Origin of the sequence: Allobosea caraganae (genome assembly GCF_003351345.1) — a bacterium.
Lineage (GTDB): Bacteria > Pseudomonadota > Alphaproteobacteria > Rhizobiales > Beijerinckiaceae > Allobosea > Allobosea caraganae.
Genome location: NZ_QQTO01000019.1, coordinates 607,789 through 630,465, shown reverse-complemented (window position 1 = coordinate 630,465; position 22,677 = coordinate 607,789). Strand labels below are relative to the sequence as shown.

The 22,677-nt window shown below is 66.5% G+C and carries 25 protein-coding genes and 4 tRNA genes; 9 read left to right on the top strand and 20 right to left on the bottom strand.

The window, feature by feature from the left end:
• Positions 1-290: 290 nt before the first annotated feature.
• The 12 genes from rplL to pncB form a co-directional block, all read right to left on the bottom strand.
• Positions 291-668: a 50S ribosomal protein L7/L12 gene (gene rplL / locus DWF00_RS11200; protein ID WP_114827641.1), complete on the bottom strand. Its 378-nt coding sequence runs from the start codon at positions 666-668 to the stop codon at positions 291-293.
• A 52-nt stretch (positions 669-720) separates the two neighbouring features.
• The gene (rplJ, locus tag DWF00_RS11195) at positions 721-1,236 is read right to left on the bottom strand and encodes a 50S ribosomal protein L10 (protein WP_103717371.1); all 516 of its coding nucleotides are present in this window, start codon (positions 1,234-1,236) and stop codon (positions 721-723) included.
• Between the two features lie 504 nt (positions 1,237-1,740).
• Positions 1,741-2,439, bottom strand: coding sequence for a 50S ribosomal protein L1 (gene rplA / locus DWF00_RS11190; protein ID WP_114827640.1), 699 nt, complete (start codon positions 2,437-2,439; stop codon positions 1,741-1,743).
• Positions 2,440-2,452: 13 nt separating this feature from the next.
• Entirely contained in the window at positions 2,453-2,884 is a 432-nt protein-coding gene (gene rplK, locus DWF00_RS11185; RefSeq protein WP_114827639.1) for a 50S ribosomal protein L11, read from the bottom strand.
• Between the two features lie 337 nt (positions 2,885-3,221).
• Positions 3,222-3,755, bottom strand: a complete 534-nt coding sequence (gene nusG / locus DWF00_RS11180; protein ID WP_114827638.1) for a transcription termination/antitermination protein NusG — start codon at positions 3,753-3,755, stop codon at positions 3,222-3,224.
• Between the two features lie 15 nt (positions 3,756-3,770).
• Positions 3,771-3,965, bottom strand: coding sequence for a preprotein translocase subunit SecE (secE, locus tag DWF00_RS11175; protein ID WP_114827637.1), 195 nt, complete (start codon positions 3,963-3,965; stop codon positions 3,771-3,773).
• Between the two features lie 171 nt (positions 3,966-4,136).
• Entirely contained in the window at positions 4,137-4,868 is a 732-nt protein-coding gene (locus DWF00_RS11170; RefSeq protein WP_114827636.1) for a class I SAM-dependent methyltransferase, read from the bottom strand.
• Between the two features lie 20 nt (positions 4,869-4,888).
• A tRNA-Trp gene (locus tag DWF00_RS11165) sits at positions 4,889-4,964 on the bottom strand.
• Between the two features lie 135 nt (positions 4,965-5,099).
• Entirely contained in the window at positions 5,100-6,290 is a 1,191-nt protein-coding gene (gene tuf, locus DWF00_RS11160) for an elongation factor Tu (RefSeq protein WP_114827635.1), read from the bottom strand.
• Positions 6,291-6,430: 140 nt separating this feature from the next.
• Complete coding sequence (locus DWF00_RS11155; protein WP_147283636.1) at positions 6,431-7,216, bottom strand: DUF1444 domain-containing protein; 786 nt, start codon at positions 7,214-7,216, stop codon at positions 6,431-6,433.
• Between the two features lie 232 nt (positions 7,217-7,448).
• The gene (locus tag DWF00_RS11150) at positions 7,449-8,168 is read right to left on the bottom strand and encodes a hypothetical protein (protein ID WP_147283635.1); all 720 of its coding nucleotides are present in this window, start codon (positions 8,166-8,168) and stop codon (positions 7,449-7,451) included.
• A gap of 108 nt (positions 8,169-8,276) precedes the next feature.
• A complete protein-coding gene (gene pncB, locus DWF00_RS11145) occupies positions 8,277-9,560 on the bottom strand; it encodes a nicotinate phosphoribosyltransferase (protein ID WP_114827632.1) in 1,284 nt (427 codons plus the stop codon).
• Between the two features lie 282 nt (positions 9,561-9,842).
• Here pncB and DWF00_RS11140 point away from each other — a divergent pair, with 282 nt between their 5' ends.
• The 3 genes from DWF00_RS11140 (at position 9,843) to DWF00_RS11130 (ending at position 11,894) form a co-directional block, all read left to right on the top strand.
• Positions 9,843-11,168, top strand: coding sequence for an LLM class flavin-dependent oxidoreductase (locus DWF00_RS11140; RefSeq protein ID WP_114827631.1), 1,326 nt, complete (start codon positions 9,843-9,845; stop codon positions 11,166-11,168).
• 9 nt (positions 11,169-11,177) lie between these two features.
• Entirely contained in the window at positions 11,178-11,471 is a 294-nt protein-coding gene (locus tag DWF00_RS11135; protein ID WP_114827630.1) for an Rdx family protein, read from the top strand.
• A 210-nt stretch (positions 11,472-11,681) separates the two neighbouring features.
• Entirely contained in the window at positions 11,682-11,894 is a 213-nt protein-coding gene (locus DWF00_RS11130) for a hypothetical protein (RefSeq protein WP_114827629.1), read from the top strand.
• A 302-nt stretch (positions 11,895-12,196) separates the two neighbouring features.
• Here the strand turns inward: DWF00_RS11130 and DWF00_RS11125 are convergent, their stop codons facing one another.
• The 5 genes from DWF00_RS11125 to DWF00_RS11105 all read right to left on the bottom strand — a co-directional run bounded on the left by DWF00_RS11125 (position 12,197) and on the right by DWF00_RS11105 (position 14,054).
• Entirely contained in the window at positions 12,197-12,436 is a 240-nt protein-coding gene (locus DWF00_RS11125) for a DUF982 domain-containing protein (RefSeq protein ID WP_181832493.1), read from the bottom strand.
• Positions 12,437-12,593: 157 nt separating this feature from the next.
• Positions 12,594-12,667 (bottom strand) — tRNA-Gly (locus tag DWF00_RS11120).
• A gap of 191 nt (positions 12,668-12,858) precedes the next feature.
• Positions 12,859-12,943 (bottom strand) — tRNA-Tyr (locus DWF00_RS11115).
• A gap of 215 nt (positions 12,944-13,158) precedes the next feature.
• On the bottom strand, positions 13,159-13,560 hold the full coding sequence (locus DWF00_RS11110) for a DUF1398 domain-containing protein (protein ID WP_114827627.1): 402 nt from the start codon (positions 13,558-13,560) through the stop codon (positions 13,159-13,161).
• A gap of 32 nt (positions 13,561-13,592) precedes the next feature.
• Positions 13,593-14,054, bottom strand: a complete 462-nt coding sequence (locus DWF00_RS11105; RefSeq protein ID WP_181832492.1) for a MarR family winged helix-turn-helix transcriptional regulator — start codon at positions 14,052-14,054, stop codon at positions 13,593-13,595.
• 154 nt (positions 14,055-14,208) lie between these two features.
• Between DWF00_RS11105 and DWF00_RS11100 the strand changes: the two genes are divergently transcribed.
• On the top strand, positions 14,209-15,018 hold the full coding sequence (locus DWF00_RS11100; protein ID WP_114827626.1) for a TrmH family RNA methyltransferase: 810 nt from the start codon (positions 14,209-14,211) through the stop codon (positions 15,016-15,018).
• Between the two features lie 88 nt (positions 15,019-15,106).
• On the opposite strand, the gene DWF00_RS11095 is transcribed toward DWF00_RS11100, so the two are convergent.
• Positions 15,107-15,631 carry a hypothetical protein gene (locus DWF00_RS11095; protein WP_114827625.1) on the bottom strand — a complete coding sequence of 175 codons (525 nt, stop codon included), beginning with the start codon at positions 15,629-15,631 and terminating at the stop codon, positions 15,107-15,109.
• Between the two features lie 313 nt (positions 15,632-15,944).
• Here DWF00_RS11095 and DWF00_RS11090 point away from each other — a divergent pair, with 313 nt between their 5' ends.
• The 5 genes from DWF00_RS11090 to DWF00_RS11070 all read left to right on the top strand — a co-directional run bounded on the left by DWF00_RS11090 (position 15,945) and on the right by DWF00_RS11070 (position 20,298).
• Complete coding sequence (locus DWF00_RS11090; RefSeq protein ID WP_181832491.1) at positions 15,945-17,600, top strand: MFS transporter; 1,656 nt, start codon at positions 15,945-15,947, stop codon at positions 17,598-17,600.
• Positions 17,601-17,740: 140 nt separating this feature from the next.
• Positions 17,741-17,815, top strand: a tRNA-Thr gene (locus DWF00_RS11085).
• 34 nt (positions 17,816-17,849) lie between these two features.
• Entirely contained in the window at positions 17,850-18,287 is a 438-nt protein-coding gene (locus DWF00_RS11080) for a hypothetical protein (protein WP_114827623.1), read from the top strand.
• A 115-nt stretch (positions 18,288-18,402) separates the two neighbouring features.
• A complete protein-coding gene (locus DWF00_RS11075; RefSeq protein WP_114827622.1) occupies positions 18,403-19,389 on the top strand; it encodes an MBL fold metallo-hydrolase in 987 nt (328 codons plus the stop codon).
• A 135-nt stretch (positions 19,390-19,524) separates the two neighbouring features.
• The gene (locus DWF00_RS11070; RefSeq protein WP_114827621.1) at positions 19,525-20,298 is read left to right on the top strand and encodes an NAD kinase; all 774 of its coding nucleotides are present in this window, start codon (positions 19,525-19,527) and stop codon (positions 20,296-20,298) included.
• Positions 20,299-20,316: 18 nt separating this feature from the next.
• On the opposite strand, the gene DWF00_RS11065 is transcribed toward DWF00_RS11070, so the two are convergent.
• On the bottom strand, positions 20,317-21,531 hold the full coding sequence (locus tag DWF00_RS11065) for a DUF2336 domain-containing protein (protein ID WP_114827620.1): 1,215 nt from the start codon (positions 21,529-21,531) through the stop codon (positions 20,317-20,319).
• Positions 21,528-22,616: a transglycosylase SLT domain-containing protein gene (locus tag DWF00_RS11060; RefSeq protein WP_114828016.1), complete on the bottom strand. Its 1,089-nt coding sequence runs from the start codon at positions 22,614-22,616 to the stop codon at positions 21,528-21,530. Before DWF00_RS11060 ends, DWF00_RS11065 begins: the two co-directional genes overlap by 4 nt.
• Positions 22,617-22,677 lie beyond the last annotated feature (61 nt).

Genomic DNA, 22,677 nt, shown 5'->3' with positions numbered 1-22,677 from the left:
GATTCAGATTTCGGATCGACCCGATCCGAAATCATCCGGCTCCAGACGGCTCACCCGGCGGTCCGCAACTGGACCGGATAGAGGCGGCGGCAGGCCGCCGGGTGAGCCGTTCGGCGCATCGTTGCGCCGACATCATCTGAACTGGCTTCCAGCGGCCAGATGCCGCGAAGGCCTCGGTAGAACGTCATGTCTCGCGCTCGGAGCGGAAACGACGCAACAGCCCCGGAGGCGGAGACCGCCCCGGGACTGTCTGTAACGACTAGGGTCGGACCGGCATCAGCCGGCCCTGCTCACTTGAGCTCGACCTTGGCGCCGACGGCTTCGAGCTGCTTCTTGAGCTTCTCGGCCTCGTCCTTGGTGACGCTCTCCTTGACCGGCTTCGGAGCGGCTTCGACCAGGTCCTTGGCTTCCTTGAGGCCCAGGCCGGTGATGGCGCGGACTTCCTTGATCACCTCGATCTTCTTGTCGCCGACGGCGGCAAGAACGACGGTGAACTCGGTCTGCTCTTCGACGGCAGCGGCGGCAGCGCCGGCAGCCGGGCCAGCCGCAACCGCAACGGCGGCAGCGGCGGAGACGCCCCACTTCTCTTCGAGAAGCTTGGCGAGGTCGGCGGCCTCAAGGACCGTCAGGGAGGACAGCTCGTCAACGAGCTTAGCAAGATCAGCCATGTTAGGTTCCTACGTAAAAGAGGTTCGAACGTTGTTCAGGGTGATTGGCCGTTCAGGCCGCATCCTTGTCGGCATATGCCTGGAACACGCGCGCGAGCTTGGCAGCCGGCGCCGTCGAGAGCTGGGCGATCTTCGTTGCCGGGGCCTGCAGGAGGCCGAGCAGCTTGGCGCGCAGTTCATCGAGCGAGGGCATCGTGGCCAGGGCCTTGACGCCATCGGGGTTCAGGGCGGTCTTACCCATCGCGCCGCCGAGGATGACGAGCTTGTCGTTCTCCTTGGCGAAAGCGGTGGCGACCTTCGGCGCCGCGACCGGATCGTTGGAATAGGCGATCAGGGTTGGGCCCGTCAGCAAGTTGCTGATGGACGCGACGTCGGTGCCTTCAAGAGCGATCTTGGCCAGCCGGTTCTTTGCGACCTTCACGGTGGCGCCATTGGCCTTCATCTCGCGACGAAGCTTCTGGAACTGAGCCACCGTCAAACCCGCATAGTGGGCCACGACGACGACCGACGTGTTCGCAAACACACCGTTCAGCGTCGCGACGGCATCATTCTTTGCCGTTCTATCCACTGGGCTCTCTCCGGTAGGCGGCAGGGAAAAACCATGCCGCCGGCTTCAGATGCCGCTCCCGACAAACCGATTGACACCGGCACATCGACGGAGCGACGCTCAGTGCCCTGTCCCCGTCCCCGGCCAAGGCCGAAATCGGGCGAGATGGTTCGAACCGTCTTGAGGTCTCGCGACCTCAGGTAAGCTCTTGCACCGTCTATGCAGGCCTCTTGGCGAAATTATGCCCTCGGGACGAACCCGAAGCGCACCTGCAGTCTCAGACAGGACCGGGTGATTCGACGCAAAAGATCGCTCTTTCGCCCCAAACACCCTATTTTTGGCGGCAAGCCGCCAAAAAACGCGAAACAGGCCCCCTCGTGCGGAGCACGCGGAAGCCCTGATCACTTATGGAAACATGCGCAGACCTATAACGGCTTCGCTTGCTTCTGCCAAGTGGCGTCTCGACCGAAAAAGGTCAAGACGCAAGGGCGCGACCAGCCGCAAGGCCGGTCGTCAGGCGCCTGCTCAGGCGCCCATGACCGTGTTAGGCTCGATCTTGACGCCCGGGCCCATGGTCGAGGAGATCGCGACGCGCTGGATATAGGTGCCCTTGGCGCCGGCCGGCTTGGCCTTGGCGACCGAGTCGGCGAAGGCCTTGATGTTCTCGGCCAGCTTCTCGGCCGAGAACGAGACCTTGCCGACGGCGGCATGCACGATGCCGGCCTTCTCGACGCGGAACTCGACCGAGCCGCCCTTCGAGGCCGCGACCGCGGTGGTCACGTCCATGGTGACGGTGCCGACCTTCGGGTTCGGCATCAGGCCGCGCGGGCCGAGCACCTTACCGAGGCGGCCGACCAGCGGCATCATGTCCGGGGTCGCGATGCAGCGATCGAAATCGATCGTGCCCTTCGAGACGATGTCGACGAGCTCTTCCGCGCCGACGATGTCGGCACCGGCCTTCTTGGCCTCCTCGGCCTTGGCGCCGCGGGCGAAGACGGCGACGCGCAAGGTCCGGCCCGAGCCGTTCGGCAGGTTGCAGACGCCGCGGACCATCTGGTCGGCGTGACGCGGGTCGACGCCGAGGTTCATCGCGATCTCGACGGTCTCGTCGAACTTCGCGGTGGAGCGGCCCTTGACCATCTCGACGGCTTCAGTGAGCGGGTAGAGCTTGGTGCGGTCAATGCCTTCACGGCCCTTGACGACGCGCTTTCCGATATGTGCCATTATTCGTTCCCCCTCAGCCCACGACTTCCAGGCCCATGGACCGGGCGGAACCCCGGATCATGGCCACGGCGGAATCGACGCTGTCGCAGTTGAGGTCGGCCATCTTCTTCTCGGCGATCTCCTTGAGCTGCGCCGCGGAGACCTTGCCGACATTGCCGCCCTTGCCCGGGGTCTTCGAACCCGCGGTCAGGCCGGCGGCCTTCTTCAGCCAGTACGAGACCGGCGGCTGCTTCATCTCGAAGGTGAAGGAGCGGTCCTGATACGCGGTGATGATCACCGGGATCGGCATGCCCTTCTCCATCTGCGCGGTCTTCGCATTGAAGGCCTTGCAGAATTCCATGATGTTGAGGCCGCGCTGACCGAGCGCGGGACCGATCGGGGGCGACGGATTGGCCGCGCCCGCCGGCACCTGAAGCTTCACGTAGCCCGTGATCTTCTTTGCCATGATGGCTGCTCCTGCCGTCCGCCCCGGTGCCTCCCGGAACGACGACGACCCTGCCTGGACATGTCCCGTCCGGGGTCAGGGTGGTTGCAGAGCGTGGTGCGACGAGGAACTCCGGCTGGCGAACCGGCACGCCTCCCACGCATGTGAGGCGCGGCCTATGACACAGGACCGCGCCGAAGGGAAGTGACTTTCGTCACGAGACCGCTTTGAGACTTCGCTGGTGCGAGCCGGCTGGCGTGGCTGTCGAGAACCGGAGCGCAGCGGACATCGGTCCGTGAGCCCCGGAAGCGCAGACAGCCGCGTCAGACGGCCGCGCCAGTAGAATTCGCAAACGGTCTCAGAGCTTTTCGACCTGGCCGTATTCCAGCTCGACCGGCGTGGCGCGGCCGAAGATCGAGACCGCGACCTTGAGCCGGGCGCGGGCATGGTCGACATCCTCGACGACGCCGTTGAACGAGGCGAACGGCCCGTCGGCGACCTTGACCTGCTCGCCGACCTCGAAGACCACCGTCGGCTTCGGCCGCTCGATGCCCTCGGCGACCTGGCCCTTGATCCGCATCGCCTCGTGCTCGGGGATCGGCATGGGCTTGGCCTTGTCGGCGCCCAGGAAGCCCGTGACCTTCGGCGTGTTCTTGATCAGGTGGTAGACCTCGTCGGTCATCTCGCACTTCACCAGGACGTAGCCCGGGAAGAACTTGCGCTCGGCATCGACCTTGCGGCCGCGGCGCACCTCGACGACCTTCTCGGTCGGCACGAGCACTTCCTCGAACTTGTCGGCGAGATTGCGCTGCGCCGCCTGGTCGCGGATCGACTGCGCGACCTTGTTCTCGAAGTTCGAATAGGCGTGGACGATGTACCAACGGGTGTTCACGTCAATGATCTCCGCTCAGCGAGCGCCGAGGATGATGCCGAGCGACCAGCGGATGATGGTGTCGGTAAAGAGGAAGAACAGGCTGGAGACCAGCACCATGGCCAGTACGAGGCCGGTCGTGATCAGCGTCTCGCGCCGCGACGGCCAGGTGACCTTCGTGGCCTCGGAGCGGACCTCCTGCAGGAACTGGAAGGGATCGGGTTTCGCCATCGGCTCAAACTCACCTCGGGTTCCGGATCGCGGCGGAAGAGCTCGCCGCTGGCCGATTCGTCACGTCCTGAAAGATTCGCGGCGCGGGGCTCAGGGAGCCGCGCGCCGTCTGGATGAGCCTCTTACAACGCTCCACGACGTTAGCCAAGCGCCTTTTGAGCCGGGGAAACGTCAGGGGCGGCGGCAAGCCAGCAGCAGGAACGGCGGACGCTGCCGCTCCTTGATCCAATCGGGGTTGGCCGCGACCTGCTCCGGGCTCGGCCCCCATTCCTCGAGGCAGGTAAGCCTGAGACCCGACTGCGACAAGAGCGCGAGATAGGTCGCGATCGTCCTGTGCTGCTTGATCACGCCCTTGGCCAGCCAGTCGGTGCTGCGCGGGCCCTCGTCGAGATAAGCCCCGACTGGCCAACTCGGCAGGCCAGAAGCGTCCTGCGCCCAGCCCTGATGCCGCGGCGCGGTCAGCATCGGATGCTCGACCGAGCAGACCAGCGCGCCGCCGGGAGCGAGCGCCGCATGGACGCGCGCGAGCAGCCCGCCGAGATCGCTCAGGTAGTGGAAGGCGAGCGAGCTATAGGCAAGGTCGAAGGCGCCCTGCTCCGGCGCGAACGTCTCCAGATCGGCCCTGAGATAGGCAATCGCCGGGTTCGACGTCTCCGCCCTCGCCCGGGCCAGCATCTGCTCGGAGACGTCAACGCCGAGCACGCCCTTCGCGCCCTGCTCCGCCGCCCAGCGGCAGAACCAGCCGAAGCCGCAGCCGAGGTCGATCACCCTGAGCCCCTGCATCGGCGGCAGCAGCTTTCGCAGCGAGCCCCATTCGGGCGCGCCGTCGAGTCCGTGGACCGAGCGTGGCAGTTGGCTGTAATTTTCGAAGAAGCCGGCGTCGTCGTAGATATTCTGCGTCATCGCAGCACCGGCGGAGGGACTGGCAGGGGCGGTAGGGCTCGAACCTACGACAACCGGTTTTGGAGACCGGTACTCTACCAACTGAGCTACACCCCTGTAGTCGCGGATGCTTTGCCCCAAGAGCCCGGCGTTTTCAAGTCGAAAACGAGCCGGCTGTGACAAAGCCCCACAGGAACGAAAAAGGGCGGCGTTGCCGCCGCCCTTCTCAAACCATATCTGTCGCAGCGCCGCTCAGGCGATAATCGAGGCGACGACGCCGGCGCCGACGGTTCGGCCACCTTCGCGGATGGCGAAGCGCAGCTTCTCCTCCATCGCGATCGGCACGATCAGGTGCACTTCCATCGTGATGTTGTCGCCGGGCATCACCATCTCCGTGCCCTCGGGCAGGTGCACCACGCCGGTCACGTCCGTCGTGCGGAAGTAGAACTGCGGCCGGTAGTTCGTGAAGAACGGCGTGTGGCGACCGCCCTCCTCCTTCGTCAGGATGTACGCCTCGGCCTTGAACTTCGTGTGCGGCTTCACCGAGCCCGGCTTGCACAGGATCTGCCCGCGCTCGACGTCCTCGCGCTTCGTGCCGCGCAGCAGCGCGCCGATGTTGTCGCCCGCCTGGCCCTGGTCGAGCAGCTTGCGGAACATCTCGACGCCGGTCACGGTCGTCTTCACCGTGTCCTTCAGGCCGACGATCTCGATCTCCTCGCCGACCTTGACGATGCCGCGCTCGACGCGGCCGGTCACCACCGTGCCGCGGCCCGAGATCGAGAACACGTCCTCGACCGGCATCAGGAACGGCAGGTCCAGCGGGCGCGCCGGCTGCGGGATGTAGTCGTCCACCGTCTTCATCAGCGCGATCACCGCGTCATGGCCGATCGCCTTGTCGCCGCCGTCCAGCGCGACCTTGGCCGAGCCCTTGGTGATCGGGATGTCGTCGCCCGGGAAGTCGTACTTCGACAGGAGCTCGCGGATCTCCATCTCGACCAGCTCGAGCAGCTCCGCGTCGTCGACCAGGTCGACCTTGTTCATGAACACCACCAGCGCCGGCACGCCGACCTGGCGCGCCAGCAGGATGTGCTCGCGCGTCTGCGGCATCGGGCCGTCGGCGGCCGACACAACCAGGATCGCGCCGTCCATCTGCGCCGCGCCCGTGATCATGTTCTTCACGTAGTCCGCGTGGCCGGGGCAGTCGACGTGCGCGTAGTGACGCGCCGCGGTCTCGTACTCCACGTGCGCCGTCGAGATCGTGATCCCGCGCGCCTTCTCCTCCGGCGCCTTGTCGATCTGGTCATACGCCGTGTACGACGCCCCGCCAGACTCAGCCAGGACCTTCGTGATCGCTGCCGTCAAAGACGTCTTGCCATGGTCAACGTGACCAATCGTCCCGATGTTGCAATGCGGCTTCGTCCGAGCAAACTTCTCTTTGGCCATGACACCTTTTCCTCGACGGCGGCCATTCTCGGCCGGAAAAACGCGGTCGAATTAGGGTGTTTCCAGCGAGGATGCAAGCCATGGGTGGGTGAAGCCCGTCTGGTACGGGTCGCGCCACGCCAACTGCGCTGGCCATGGGCTCAGGGCATGACCTCGAAGCGACCGCGTTCGTTCATTAGGTAGAGCTGTCTGGAGACCGGAAAGCCCTTGTCCGGCATCTTCGCAACCCCGCGCAAGGCTTCGAGCGCCTGCGGGTCGTCGGCATCGGCGAAGGCAACGATGTCGCGCGCCGGCACGGCAATCGCCAGGTTGCGCGGCAGGTTCGGAATGCTCTCCCAGGCCTTCGGCGCGAGCAGGAGCGAGGCGTTGTAGTCGTTCTCGAAGGCCAGCGCCCGCACCGGCCCGAAATCGTGGAGCTGCAGCTTTCCGACGCGCCGGTTCAGATTGGCGAAGGCGGTGCGGAAGATGTCCTCGTCGCTCATGCCGTAAGGACCACCCTCGCCGACCGTGACGAAGCGCGTGATTTTAGGCAGGTCGAGCGCTGCCGCGACGATGATATCGCCTGCCAGCGGAATATATAGCAGCTGCGCACTCTGCCCGCACTGCCGGCGGCATCGCGCTTTGATCTCGGCGATATAGGCCTTGTTCTTCAGCACCGGCAGCAAAGCCTTCCGAAAGCGCTCCTGCTCGGCATCCGCCTTGGCCTTGTGCTTTCCGGCGACGGTCTCGTCGACCCGCGCCAGCAGCTTGTCGAAAGCGGCCTGCCGCTGCTTTGCCCCGCTCAGATCGTTCATCTGCCGCGTCAAAGGGGTGATGCCCATCCGCATCTCCTGGCTCCCGGCCAGGAACACGACATCGCCGCCGTCGACGCGCAACTTCGTGACGCCCGCCCGGCGCGCGAGCGCGCGCTCCAGCAAGGCGCTCATCTCGACCTCGTTCACCGGCGTCGCGTCATTCAGACGCTTGCGATCCAGCGCCTGCGCGGCCGACGACAGGCCGACGACGCAAACGACAACCCAAAACCACAACCCCACCCGCGCCATGACGCCCCCCAGCGCTCATTACGTAGGGGCACGATAAACATACAACCATGACGAGCACAAGACGAGCATGGCACGCGGTGCCAGAATACCTGGCGCGCTTCGACGAGCCCCTGTTCTACTCGCGCAGGAGCCAGCCCGAAAAAGCCGAAGAGGCGCTATCGATGGCCTCATAAGCCGGATCGCCACGGATCTGGTCGGCAACGGCGAGCGCAGCGAGCCCGACGAGGATTCCCACGGGCGTCGCCGGCACGACCGCCGTCGACGCTGTCCTGATGCCCAGCAGGTTCGGATACTGCGTCAACGGCCGCCCGGTCACGCCATCGAGCACGATCACGTCGGCCGTGAACGTGGCTTGCCCGCCAGGCGCCATCAGCGATTTGACCACGACCTTCAGCTTGGCCGCATGTTTGCCCGAAGGCTGTTCGGTAAAGCGCTTGCGGAAGCTGTCGCGGGTGACCTGCGCCAGGGTGCTGTGCATCTGCGTCTGGGCGGCTGCGCTCCGGCTCAAGGCCATGAACTTCTCATCCCATGCAGATTCCTCCGGCGTCGGCCCGTTGCCGGCTCCGGCGGGATCGCGTCCCAGGGACACGGGCCGGGTCGATGCCGGCATCTGCGTGCTGGCATAGGCCATCCCGGCCTTCGGCCAGACCACGACGGGCTGGCCGCCCTCGGCGGGCTTCGGCGTTTCGACGATGACGTCGACAATCCTGAGGTCGCGTATTTCCGAGAAGGTCAATCCCCGGTCCGGCGTGACGCAGCCGGCAAGAGCGGCCCCTAAGACCGCAGCGAACAAGAATCGGATCATGATGTGTTGCCCCCCGGCATAGCCTTCCAAGGGGCGTTAATGGGCGATCTTGGAACACACCAGACCAACCAAAGCACTAGACTAGGGCAAGCGGAAAAAGCCGAGAGCGATGGAGTTCGACGACCATCGGCGAAATCGTCACGCCCCGGCCACCCCGAACACCCGCCGATACCGCGCCACCTCGCTCGCCTCCCCCGAAGCCTTCTCGGGATTGTCGGAGAGCTTCACCGCCGGCCTGCCGTTCACGCGCGTCACCTTGCAGACGAGCGACATCGGGTCGAGCGCGCGCGAGCCGTCCGGCGAGCAGCCGACGAGGTCGTTGGTGAGGTCGGTGCCCCAGCCGAAGGCCATGCGCACCTTGCCGTTGAAGTGGTGGTAGACCTGCTCGATCGCGGCGACGTCGAGCCCGTCCGAAAAGACCAGCAGTTTTTCGCGCGGGTCGCGGCCCCTGGCTTTCCACCACGCCATGATCTCCTCGCCGGCCTGGATCGGCGGGGCGCTGTCGGGGCGAAAACCGGTCCAGTCCGCCACCCAGTCCGGGGCGCGGCGCAGGAAGTCGCCGGTGCCGAACGCATCCGGCAAGGCGATCAGCAGGTTGCCGCCATAGACGCGGCGCCATTCGTCGAGCACGCGATAGGGCGCCTCCAGCATGTCCTCGTCGTTCTCGGCCAGTGCCGCCAGCACCATCGGCAGCTCATGCGCGTTGGTGCCGATCGCCTCGAGGTCGCTGTCCATGGCCAGCAGCACGTTCGAGCTGCCGGTGAAGCATGGCCCAAGCCCTTCCTTCAGCGCCTCGACGCACCAGCGCTGCCAGAGGAAGCCGTGCCGGCGCCGCGTGCCGAAATCCGACATGCGCAGCTCCGGCAGTTGCTGCAGCCGCTCGACCTTGCTCCACATCTTGGCCTTGGCGCGGGCATAGAGTACGTCGAGCGAGAAGCGCTTCTGTCCGTTCATCACGCGCCGCGCCCGCAGCTCGTTGATGATGGCGAGCGCCGGCACCTCCCACATCGTGCTGTGGGTCCAGTTCCCGTGGAAATGCAACTCGTACTGGCCGTCGACGCGCTTCAGCTCATATGCCGGCAGCTGGAAATCGGCGAGCCAGGCGATGAAGTCCGGCGTGAACATCTGGGTCTTGCCGTAGAAGCTGTTGCCGGCGAGCCAGATCAGCTCCTTCTTGCTGAAGCGGATCTCGCGGGCATGGTCGAGCTGCGCCCTGAGCTCGCCCTCGTCGACGAGGTCGCCCAGCCGGATATGCCGGGAACGGTTGATCAGCGAGAAGGTGACGTGCACGTCCGGATGGAAGCGCCGGATCATCTGCAGCATCAGCAGCTTGTAGAAATCGGTGTCGAGCAGGCTGCGGATGATCGGATCGAGCCGCCAGCCATGGTTGTAGGTGCGGGAGGCGATATCGGTGAGCGTCATGGCTGTGGCGCGAAATCCGTTCGGCAGGAGCCTGAAGGCTAGGCGAGAATGCCCGGCTTTGACAGCCGGGCCGCGACAGATCGCCGATGCAAGGCCCAGCACTGGCGCGAATGCCGAATTCCGGCGGCGGGATCTTCCCGTTTCAAGCCGGCGCGGAGAAGAATATTCTCCATCCCCTCGCCCGGCCGAACACGCCCTCGTTTTCTTCGCCGCGCCATAGCCAGCGTCATGGGGGGCACCTTAAGTCTCACCGAACCGACTTAAGCTTCGAGGCCGCCTGCCATGAGCGCTCCCCGCCAACTCCATCTCGGCGCCTTCATGCGCCCGGTCAGCATCCACACCGGCGCCTGGCGCTATCCCGGCGCCTATCCGGACGCCAACTTCAACTTCGGCCATCTCAAGCGCTTCGCCCAGAAGCTGGAAGCCGGCAAGTTCGACGCCTTCTTCATGGCCGACCATCTCGCCGTGCTGAACATGCCGGTCGAGGCGCTGAAGCGCAGCCACACCGTGACCTCCTTCGAGCCCTTCACCCTGCTCTCGGCGCTTGCCGGCGCGACCGAGCATATCGGGCTGGTGGCGACGGCCTCGACCACGTTCGACGCGCCCTATCACATCGCCCGGCGCTTCGCCTCGCTCGACCATATCAGCGGCGGCCGCGCCGGCTGGAACATCGTCACCACGTCGAATCCCGACGCCGCGCTGAATTTCGGCCTCGACGAGCACATGGAGCATGACGAGCGCTACGACCGGGCGCGCGAGTTCTACGACGTCGTCACCGGCCTGTGGGATTCCTTCGCCGACGACGCCTTCATCCGCGACCGCGAGAGCGGGCTCTATTTCGATCCCGACAAGCTGCACGTCCTCGACCATAAGGGCCCTCACCTCTCGGTGCGCGGCCCGCTCAACATCGCCCGGTCGCCGCAGGGCTGGCCGGTCATCGTCCAGGCCGGCGCCTCGGATGCCGGGCGCCAGCTCGCAGCCGAGACGGCGGAGCTGGTCTTTGCCGCGCATGGCACGCTTGCCGCCGGCCAGGCCTTCTACGCCGACCTGAAGAGCCGCATGGAGGCGATCGGCCGCAATCCCGACCACCTCAAGATCCTGCCCGGCGTCCTGACCGTGGTCGGCGAGAGCGAGGCCGAGGCGCGCGAGAAGCGCGCCCTGCTCGACAGCTTCGTGCATTACGACAGCGCCATCGCCTCGCTCTCGATCGCGCTCGGCCATGACGCCACACAATTCGATCCCGACGCCCCCCTGCCCGAGATCCCCGAGACCAATGCCAGCAAGAGCGGGCGCCAGCGCGCCATCGACCTGGCCAGGCGGGAGAACCTGACCGTGCGCCAGCTCGCCCAGCGTCTCGGCGGTTATGGCGGCCTGGCCTTCGTCGGCACCCCCAAAACCATCGCCGACCAGATGGAGCATTGGCTGGTCGAGCGCGGCAGCGATGGCTTCAACGTGATGTTCCCGTATTTGCCCGAGGGGCTCGACGACTTCGTCGACAAGGTCGTGCCCGAGTTGCAGCGGCGCGGATTGTTCCGGCGCGAATATCAGGGCAAGACCCTGCGCGAGAACCTCGGGCTGCCACGGCCCGCGAACCGCTTCTTCAGCTAGGGTTTCACCATGTCCACGTCGTCCAAGCCGCGCATCAGCATCACCTATTGCACGCTCTGCCAATGGCTGCTGCGCGCCGCCTGGCTCGGGCAGGAGCTGCTCTCGACCTATGGCGCCGATCTCGGCGAGGTCGCGCTCGTGCCCGGCACCGGCGGCACCTTCATCATCCGCTATGAGGACGAGGTGATCTGGGACCGCACTGTCGATGGCGGCTTCCCCGACGCCAAAACCCTGAAGCAGCGCGTCCGCGACCGGCTCGACCCGACCCGCGACCTCGGCCATTCCGACGTGCCGAAGGAGTGAGGCGCCCGGCCGCTTCCCGTTTTCGGTGAAGCGGCCCTGCCAAGTCCCGTTCCTGCCATCGCGGCAGCCTGTCGTACTGTGATCTTGATCACAGTACGACAGGCTGCCGTCGCGTTATGGACAGTCGCCCCGCGGCGCATCTTCGACTTTGTCGGCGCAGCGTTGAGCTCAAGCGGATGTCTTGAGACGGGCGCCACAAGGGGACGGGCCATGCTCTACATGAACGAGTTCATCGACAACCCAGCGAACCGGACTCTCGGCCATGTTCCCGCCGGCATGCATGACTTGCTGAGCGGCAACACGCACGCCGCCATCGTTCAGGTGGCCGCGGCGCTCGAGGAGATCCGCAAGACCCAACAGGAACATGGCGAGATGCTCGCCACCATCGAACGTTCCCTGCGCAATATTCGCCGCCGTTCGTGAGCGTTTGGCCCATAGAGGGGGCAGGGAATTGAAAGTCTGAGGTTTAACTGGGGGCGGCCTTCCGGCAGGAGCGCAGCGCAAGCTGCATCGGCCGCACCACCGGCGAAGAGAATTATCGAGATCGAGCTATTTTAGTCATAATCAGCCTGCTTCCGGGCGGCGCGGCGGTGGAGGACCAGACCACCCCGCGCCGTCTTGCTTTTGAGCAATGTCCGGCTCTCATCTAGGAGTTGGAGCATGATGTCGTCCGAAAGCCGGTTCCCGCTATTCGCTGGCGCGGACCTTCGGTTCGGCTTCATACTCTAGTATTCGACGAGCTTCCCAGCCTCGCGAGCAGCGTCCTCGAACGGAGCGCGCACGTCTTCCGGGGGAATCTCGCCCTGCAGGCAACGTATGCAGGCTTGCGCGGCAAGCTTCCATTTCGGGCCGCCGAGATGTTTCCAGGACAACAGGAAATCGGCCGCCCGCTGCACGTTGGTGACCGCGTAGCCCCTGCTGGCAGTGCCTGTCTCAACCTTTACCGCGGGGCTGAACCAGAACATGGGCATGCCGAAAGACTGAGATCGGCCCGCGCTATCTGGCAAGCGCTCAGAATTGCCGCCGTAGCTACCCCCTCCGAGGCAATCCGCGCCGCAGCATCGAGATCGGGGCGGCCTGCCGAGCCGTCCGGTGGCAAGATCATGTGTGGGCTGAAGGGGCTGGAGCGGGTACCGGGAATCGAACCCGGGTATTCAGCTTGGAAGGCTGCTGCTCTACCATTGAGCTACACCCGCGCTGCCTTCGGAATCCGTGATGGGAGCGCCGATGTCAAGACATCAGGCAGCGCGATTCAGTGAGAAGCGGAAATTGCGGGGTCAGTGCAGTCCGCCTGCGTTGCTGCGCAACTGCGGCGCGACAGCCTTCGCCTTGCCGGCTCGTCTCGCAAGCCTGCGGCTTGCCGAGCCGAAGCCCGCAGGGCGAAGGTTGGTGGGGGAAGCAGGACTCGAACCTGCGAAGGCATAGCCAGCGGATTTACAGTCCGCCCCCTTTGCCGCTCGGGACATTCCCCCGCCGATCGCGGATCACGACGCTTGGTCGTCATCCCAAGGCCTGTTTCACTTTCGTGACGGCTGACAGGCGCGGCCGGACTTATGGTGACCGGGCCCCAGTGTGTCAACCGCCAAAAAGCCATTCGCCCCGCTTTCGTTGTGACGGGGCCACGAGCGTTGTGCAGAAGCGCGCGACGACAATGCCGACGTGGTGCATTCCCCGGGGTCGCCGCCTGCTAGTTTGGAAAGTGCTCGACATGTGTTTCGGCAGTCCGGCCGACATAGAGCGCCCGACGGCCGGAGAACGACACGATGTAGCCGGCACACCCGGCGGACACGGCCTTCTTGCAGAAGCCCCGATACGTATAGCCGGGCACCTGTTGCTGCGCTTCCCTGATGGCAGCCTGCATGAGTACGGCGTCGAATCTCGGCGCCACAGCAGTATCGAGCCTGTGGAGCGGCAGCTCGATGCTCTCGCCATCGGGCAGGTAATAGGCCGCGATCGCCCGCCGGAAGTCGATCGCGTAGCTTTCGAAGCCCGACTCCATCAACGTTCCTACGATCTGCGGGAAAGTCATCGTATTGCCCTCCGCCCCTTCGAGGCAGGCCCGGGCGGTTGCGGTCTGGCGCTCATTCATCGGTCTTCTCCGTGGTCTGGTTTGAATCGGGATCATTCGATCGGCATCGCAGTCATGTGCCCGCGCTCGACCATGCGTTTCAGGAGCCGTTCCAGGATTTTCCGCTCGTCCGCCGTCAGGCACTCGAAGAACTCCGCATCGTTGCGGTCGGCGAGCGCCGCCAGTTCCGGCACGAGCTCGATGCCCCGCCCGGTCAGGGCGAGCGTCTGCGCGCGGCCGTCATCGGCGCTGGCCTCGCGCAGAATCAGCGACTTGGCGATCAGCCTGTCGGCGAGCTTGGTGATCGCTCCGCGCGTCATGCCCATCTCGTCCGCGACGCGGCTTGGCGACATCGGCTCCCTGCCATAGAGCGCGCGCATCAGACTCCACTCGGCGACCGTCACGCCCTTGTCCGCGAGCTTGCCCGCGAAGGCATGCGAGACGTGGTTGGACACCATGCGCAGCCAGAAACCGAGATGCGCCGTGATGCTGGAAACGGGTTGCGTCGGCGGCATGTCATCCCCTTGATTGACTGGGAAACTATATCAAAGTGATTTCCTAGTCAACAAAATGGGAGACGCCGTATCCCGTCCTCTCGTTTCCATCCCACGCTGGCAAAATGCCGCGCGCCATGGCAGGGCAGGCGCTTGTTCCGTTCGGAGGCCCGCCATGCCCGCGCCGTTTCGTCCCAAGCCGGCCAATTCCGGCGGCAAGCGCCCAGGCGGCTGGGGTCGCCAGCGCGAGGACGGCCCGCCGCCGCACCGTCCCGGCGATATCGACGAGGCCGTGCTCTACGGCGTCCATCCGGTCGTCGAAGCGCTGCGCAACCCGCAGCGCCGTCACCGCCGCCTGCTCGCCACGGAGAACGGCGCCAAGCGCCTGCGCGAGGAACTCGGCACCTTGCCGCTCGAGCCCGAGCTCGTCCGCCCCTCCGAGATCGACCGGCTGCTCACGCCCGACGCGGTGCACCAGGGCCTCTACCTGGTCTGCGACCCCCTGCCCTCGCCCGATCTCGGCAGCCTGCCCGACGACGCGATCGTGCTGGCGCTCGACCAGATCACCGACCCGCATAATGTCGGGGCGATCCTGCGCTCTGCCGCGGCCTTCGCCGCCGCGGCGGTGATCGTGACGATTCGCCATTCGCCCGCCGCGACCGGCGTTCTGGCGAAATCGGCCTCGGGAGCCCTGGAGCACGTGCCGCTGATCGCCGTGCGCAATCTCGGCGATGCGCTCGATGAACTGGGCAAGCGCGGCTTCCAGCGCATCGGCTTCGATTCGGAGGGCGCCACCGAATTCGACGAGATCGCGCTGCGCCGCCCGCTCGTCATGGTCATGGGGGCCGAGGGCAAGGGCCTGCGCCAGCGCAGCCGCGACCTCTGCGACCATATCGCGCGGCTGGAAGTGCCGGGCACGATCACCAGCCTCAACGTCTCCAACGCGACCGCGATCGCGCTCTACGCGGCGAGCCGGCGGCGCTAGGGCATGATGCCGAACCGAAGGTCCGCGTCAGCGAATAGCGGGAACCGGTTTTCGGCTGACGTCATGCTCTCACCTATTGATGAGCGCCTCAGCGCGGCTTCAGCGTGAGGATTTCGGCATTGCCGCCTTCGGCAGTGGCGAGGTGGCGCAGGCCGGCGCGCCTGTCGTCGATGCCGACGCGCAGGACCCGCACGATCGGCCGTGCCTTGCTCCCCTCGATCCGGTAGATCACCGGCCGCCCGACCGGCGAAGCCGCGATGCCCATCCTGACCGGCATGTGCTCGAACGAATCACGATCGAGCGGGCGCTCCTCCTCGCCCCCACTGACCTCGCGCAAAATCGTGCGCTCGCCGCCGGCATCGAATGGATAGAAGCCGGACGAGCCGCCCCAGAATCGGCGCCCGCCCTGATGATTCGGGCGCGCGAGGCGCTGGCTGGAAAGACGATGTCCGCCAAGCGAGGCGCCGCGCCAGGCGCCGCCAGCGGGACTGGAGTGAACCGCCGCCCCGCTGCTGCCAGGCCCCGGCCCACGTCCCGAACCCGCCGCAAACGCCTGCTCCGCCGGAAGCAGCGCCAGCATCAGAATGGAAAGACCCGTCGCGATGCGCGGCATCGTCGCACTCCCCTTCCGCATCTGGATCGGCCTCGGCGCAAGTTATAGAATGGTCGTCAGCACCAAGCCAGCCGTCTTCGGAAGCGCCTGCGCGAGTGCAAGGCAATTAGGCCGTTAGTATTACACCTAACGATGCAAGACCAAGTGCCTGATTGCATAGATTTGACCGCGCGGGCATTCCTATGACCTAGCTGGAACTGTGCGGGAAGCCGCCTGCCGGCAACCGGTGGCATCGCGTCGCAAGAAATCGAGCCACATAAAATCGGGCCGCCCGGCGCTTTCCAGCATCGGGGAATCATCAGGGGAGAACGCCATGAGCGTGGCATCACATTCGGAAGTGGGGGCGGCACACCGCCCGATGACCAGAGAAGAGAAGAAGGTCATCATCGCTTCCTCCACCGGTACCGTCTTCGAATGGTACGACTTCTATCTGGCGGGCTCACTTGCCGCCAACATCTCGGCGAACTTCTTCTCGGGCGTGAACCCGACCGCCGGCTTCATCTTCACCCTGCTCAGCTTTGCCGCCGGCTTCGCGGTGCGCCCCTTCGGCGCGCTGTTCTTCGGCCGCCTGGGTGACCTGATCGGCCGCAAGTACACCTTCCTCGTCACCATGATGGTGATGGGCCTCGCCACCTTCGTCGTCGGCCTGCTGCCGGGCTATGCCTCGATCGGCATCGCCGCCCCGATCGCCTTCATCGCCTGCCGCCTGCTCCAGGGCCTGGCGCTCGGCGGCGAGTATGGCGGCGCCGCGACCTATGTCGCCGAGCACGCCCCGCAGAACCGCCGCGGCTTCTACACCTCCTTCATCCAGATCACCGCGACCTTCGGCCTCTTCCTCTCGCTCATCGTCATCCTGGCGCTGCGTCTGAGCATGTCGGCCGAATCCTTCGCCGCCTGGGGCTGGCGCGTGCCGTTCCTGCTCTCGATCCTGCTGCTTGGCGTCTCGATCTGGATCCGGCTGCAGCTGCAGGAATCGCCGGCCTTCACCAAGATGAAGGCCGAGGGCACGCTCTCGAAGGCGCCGCTCAGCGAGGCCTTCGGCGAGTGGAAGAACGCCAAGATCGCCCTGATCGCACTGATCGGCGGCACCGCCGGCCAGGCCGTGGTCTGGTATGCCGGCCAGTTCTACGCGCTGTTCTTCCTGACCCAGACGCTGAAGGTCGACGGCACCACCGCCAACGTCCTGATCGCGGCATCGCTGCTGCTCGGCACGCCGTTCTTCGTCGTCTTCGGTGCGCTCTCGGACAAGATCGGCCGCAAGCCGATCATCCTCGGCGGCTGCCTGATCGCAGCGCTGACCTTCTTCCCGCTGTTCACGACGTTGACGAAGGTCGGCAACCCGACGCTCTACAACGCCCATGACAACGTGAAGATCGTCGTCACGGCCGATCCTGCCACCTGCGGCTCGTTGTTCGACCCCGTCAACGTGCGGACCTTCACGAACTCTTGCGACACGACCCGCAAGGCCCTTGCCGGCGGCGCGCTGAACTATCAGCTCGTCCCGGGAGCGGCCGGTTCGCCGACCAAGGTCGAGATCTCCGGCAAGGAGGTTCCGGTTTCGGCGACCTTCGCCGCCGACGTCATCGCCGCAGCCCAGGCTGCCGGCTATCCGAAGCCCGGCGATGCCGGCATCGTCAACATCAACAAGGGCCTGAACGGCCAGTTCTGGTCGATGATCGGCATTCTGTTCATCCTCGTGCTCTACGTCACGATGGTCTACGGGCCGATCGCGGCGATGCTCGTCGAGCTCTTCCCGACCCGCATCCGCTACACCGGCATGTCGCTGCCCTACCATATCGGCAACGGCTGGTTCGGCGGCTTCCTGCCGCCCACCATGTTCGCCATCGTCGCCTCGACCGGCGATATCTACTCGGGCCTCTGGTACCCGGTGGTGATCGCGCTGATGACCTTCGTCGTCGGCCTGCTCTTCCTGCCCGAGACCAAGGATCGCGACATCTACAAGTCGTAAGCCTCACTCGGGCCTAGCGACCAGAGGGGAGAGCCCCGCCCACCAGGGCGGGGCTTTTTCATGTTCAGGCCTACAGCGGCACGGCATTCCACGCCTTGCCCTGGCAGCGGCGTGCTGATAACCGCTTTAGGCTTATCTGGGCCGGCGTAGCACAGCGGTAGTGCAGCGGTTTTGTAAACCGAAGGTCGGGAGTTCGATCCTCTCCGCCGGCACCAGCCACGACCGGGCACGGCCACGGACGGGATGACGATGGACGGGAAACAACGGCTGCTCGAACTCGCCGAACGCTGCGAGACGGTCCATAAGCCCGATCGCGCGCTCGATGCCGACATCTACGAGGCCCTCGGCTTCGCCGTCAGGCGCAAGCCCGCCCATCTCGTCAGCCGGCGCGCACCGGTCGGCGGCATCTATCAGCAGGGCTCGCTCTGGAAGGCGCTCGGCACCGTCAGCGCCAACATCGACGTGGCCGTGAGCCTGCTGCGGCAGAAGGCGCCCGACTGGAACTGGAGCGTCCAGTGCCTGATGGGCGACAACAACGCCGCCTTCCAGGCGCTGGTCGCCGAATGCTCGGGCAACGCCACCATGGGCTCGCTCGCCCTCTGCGCCGCAATGCTGCGCGCCTTCGCCCGCTACCAGGCCGCCGAAGCTTCACGGAAAGTTGATTCCGCAACCTCCCGCGACGGTTGAAGCCTCCCGCCCGGACGTTAGGTTGCCTCCGGGCTCAGGCCGAGCCCAGGGCATGGCGCCGAAAAGTGCGAAGCGGTTTTCGGGCTACGCCATGCCCTCAAAATGGGGGAAGACCATGCACGCTCTCAATCCGTCCCGTCGCACCTTGCTTACTGGCGCCGGCGCGCTCGCCGTCGCCGCCACCCTCGACATTCCCGCCGGCATCGCCCCGGCCCATGCGCAAGGAGCGCCTGTGAATCAAGCCCCCGGCTTCTACCGCTATAAGGTCGGCGACATCACGCTGACCGCCATCAATGACGGCTTCGCCCGCCGCCCTCTCGAGGGCTTCGTCCGCAATGCCGAGTTCGCTGAGGTCAAGAAGGCGATGGAGCAGGCCTTCCTGCCCCCGGATGCGCTGAACATCACCTTCACCACGCTCGCCATCGAGCATGGCGGCAAGCTCACCCTGATCGACACCGGCAACGGCGAGTTGGGCGCGCCGACCAGCGGGACCTGGCAGGCCAACTTCAAGGCGGCCGGCTTCGACCCCAAGAACGTCTCGACCGTCGTCTTCAGCCATTTCCACGGCGACCACATCAACGGCTTCCGCGCCAAGGACGGTACCGCCCTGTTCCCGAATGCCGAGGTCATGGTCCCGGCGGCGGAATGGGCCTTCTGGATGGACGACGCCAAGATGAGCGCGGCGCCTGAGGCGATGAAGGGCGCTTTCGCCGGCGTGCGCCGCGTCTTCGCGCCGATCGCCAAGGACGTGAAGCAGTTCGAGGGCGGCAAGGAGATCTTGCCCGGCATCACCGCCATCGCGGCGCCCGGCCATACCCCCGGCCATACGGCCTTCGCGGTCGCGTCGGGCTCGGGCAAGTTGATGATCATGTCCGACGTCACCAACCACCCCTCGCTCTTCGTCCGCAACCCGGACTGGTCGGCCGTGTTCGACATGGACGGCCCGCAGGCGGTGACGACCCGCCGCAGGATGCTCGACATGGTCTCGGCCGATCGTATGCAGGTCGCATTCTACCACGCGCCTTTCCCGGCGACCGGCCACATCGCCAAGTCCGGCAACGGCTTCGAGCTGGTGCCGGTGCAATGGACGCCCGCCATCTGACCGGCTGAAGGCCGACGCGACAAAAGGCCGGGGCGACCCGGCCTTTTTATTGGGGCCGGCGTATCGCCGCCCTCACGCCCGGCGTGCTATGCCAGCGGCCCGCGCCCCCTGATCTAGCTGCTTCCTGGACCTGCGATGACCGAGCGCTTCGGAGCCATCTCCTTCGTCGCCAGCGAGACTCCCGAGGCCCAGGCCGCGCTGGAGAAGCTCACCACGCGCTATGGCAATGCCGAGCCGGACAGCGCCGACGTCATCGTCGCGCTTGGCGGCGACGGGCTGATGCTGCAGACGCTGCATCGCTTTTTGGGCACCGGCAAGCCGATCTACGGCATGAACCGTGGCTCCGTCGGCTTCCTGATGAACGAGTTCCGCGAGCGCGGCCTGAGCAAGCGCCTCGAAGCGGCCGAGCGCAGCATCGTCCATCCGCTCCTGATGTACGCGACCGACCAGACCGGCGCCCGCGTCCACGCCAAGGCGATCAACGAGGTCTCGCTGCTCAGGCGCTCCTATCAGGCAGCCAAGCTGAGGATCTCCATCGACGGCCAAGTCCGGCTCGAAGAGCTGATCGCCGATGGCGTGCTGCTTTCCACCCCGGCTGGCTCGACCGCCTATAATCTCTCGGCCAATGGCCCGATCCTGCCGCTCGGCGTGCCGCTGCTGGCGCTGACCCCGATCGCCGCCTTCCGCCCTCGGCGCTGGCGCGGCGCGCTCCTGCCCGATCAGGCGCAGGTCACGATCGAGGTGCTGGAGCCGAACAAGCGCCCGGTCAGCGCCATGGCCGACCATATCCAGATCGACAACGTCGTCTCCGTCTCGATGGAGACCGATCGCAGCGTCGACCTCGTCATGCTGCACGACCCCGGCCACAGCCTGGACGAGCGCATCCTGCGCGAGCAGTTCGGCTCTTGAGCTGAGCGGCAACAGGCATCACGCCGCGCTGCGCAGATCCTCGATCTCAAGCTCGACCAGCAACGCCGGATCGGCCTCGACCAGCAGCGCCAGCGCCGCGTCGTCGGCCAACGAATCCGCCATGGCGCGCGCCTCTTCGCGCGCCGCCTCGGCATCGAGCCGCCTGAGCAGCCCGATCAGCGCGTCGCCCTCGGTGCCTTCCAGCGCCTCGCAGGCGATCAGCACGCTGCGCAGGATCTCCCGGTCGATCCCGGTGATGCCGCTGACCCGCTGGAAGCCGGCCTCGTTCAGCGCCGCGACCGCCGCCGTAAAGGCCGGTTGCAACGCGAGCGGCATCCCGGCCTTGCGGTAGAGCGCCTTCAGCCCCCGCCCGCTGCGGTCCCGCAACAGCGCGGCGACGCGCGCCGCGGGCAGCTCGGAAAGCGTCGCGAAAGCGGCTTCGGCCAGCGCGGGCTCGCCGCTGAGCAGCGAGCGCAGCATCAGGCCGGGCGTCAGCCGGCCGTTCTGCCTGAGGCATTCGACGATGGCCGGCGCATCGCTGTCCTCGCCGCCGGCGGCAAGAGCGACGGCGACGCGCTCGGTCGATTCGCGCGCCAGCCTCGCGCTGCGCTCCACCGTGAGCCAGCCGCAGCCGCTGACGAAGCTCGCCAGCGCATCCGACATCTTGGCGGCGATGGCCTGGCGCAGGCCAGCCGGCAGATCGGCCCGGACCAGCAGCGCCTCGCGCAGCGCACCCGATTGGCCCTCGCGCTCGAACATCCGCTCCAGCGAGAAATCAGGGATATCGGCGGTGCGGTTGCCCGCCAGCACGACCAGCGCCTCTTCCAGCCCCACTTCGGCCAGGGCGGCGGCGACGCTCGCCGGCAAATAGGGCCGCTGCGCGATCGCCCGCTGCGCCAGCGCATCGCCGATCGCGGCGGCATCGACCAGGTCGGCCTCGCTCAGCACCGGCGAATGCGCCAGCACCAGCGCCCCGACATCGCTCTGGTCGGCGATCAGGCTGAGGATCAGCGTGCGTGGCGCCTGCGGCGCGGCGGCGACCTCCTCGGCGATGGCGCGGCGCACCAGCGGCGAGGGATCGTCGACCAGCGCGATCAGCGCCGTCTCGGCCTCGCGCCGATCGTCGTCGACCATTTCGGAGCGCAGATAGGCCCCGGCGAGTGCGGCGGCGCCGGAGGCGCGCGCCTCCGCGTTGGCCGTGCGGGCCCAGAGCAGAAAGCGGCGAACGATCATGTACCGCTCCGCTGGACCATGAAGGAGGAGAGGTCGAGCGGCGCGGCGCGGCGCGGCTTGGCGGCCGGGCGGGCCTGCACGCTCGCAGGCTGGGTCAGATCAACTGGCCGCGTCGGTGGCAGCGGCGCGCTGACTGGGAGGGCAGTTGCCGCGCTAGCGGGCTTCGCGGCGACGGCATCGGCGGCAGCCGGAACCGCGCCGTTCTGCGTTTGCCGCGGGAAGTAGCGATCGGCGGGGTCGAGCGAGGCCAGCCGCGAATTGCTGGCGCGCGGCGTCGTCCAGAGATTGGCGACCGCGGGCGAGACGGGCGCGCGCGACCCCTCGGTCGAGAACAGGCCGATCAGCCCCTTGGCACGCCCGGGCGCGAGCGCAGCCGCGATCGGCACCGGCTGGTCGGCGCCCTGCGCACTCGCATTGCCGGCGGATGCGTTCGCCGCCGTTGTGGCCGCAAGCTGCGTGTTGGCGTGGCTCGCGGCGAGCACGCCATAGACCTCCTGCGCGCTGCGGGCGCGGCCGGCCTTGTCGAAGAAGATGCCGCGATTGGCCGCGGCCGCGTCGGGGAAATCCTTGGCGGCGACGCGCGCCGGATCGCTCTCGGCGGTGCGGATCAGGTCGGAGGCGCCGCGCGCGCCGAGCACATGCGCCATGTAGAGCTCGCCCGCCTGCGGCTGGCGGCCGAGCGATGAGGCGAGCTGGTCGCGATTCTTCTGGGTGAAGGCGCCGGCCATCAGCGCCGCGACCTGCGGGTCGTTGCGCAGCTGCAGGATCTTCTCGCGTGCAGCCGGGTCGGGCACGCTGAGCCGGCCACTATCGTCAGTGCTGATCGCGCTGGCGAGATTGCCGAGCCCCTGCTTCGGCCCCTCCTGCTTGACCATCGAGAGCCAGGTCTGCTCGATGAACTGGAACAGGCCAGTGGCGCTCGAGGTCTTCGCCTTGGCGTCCGGCTCCAGCGCCGATTCGCGCTGGGCGGTCTTCAGCAGATAGTCGAAGCCGGCGCCGGTTTTCTGCGCCCCTTCGCGGATGGCGTCGACGACCGGATTGGCCGATTGTGTCTCGCGCGTGGGGGGCGTGCTGAACAGGAACATCAGGTCTCTCGGCTGGCCGAACATGACGCTGCGGCAGCCTGTGGACACTGCTCCGATTATG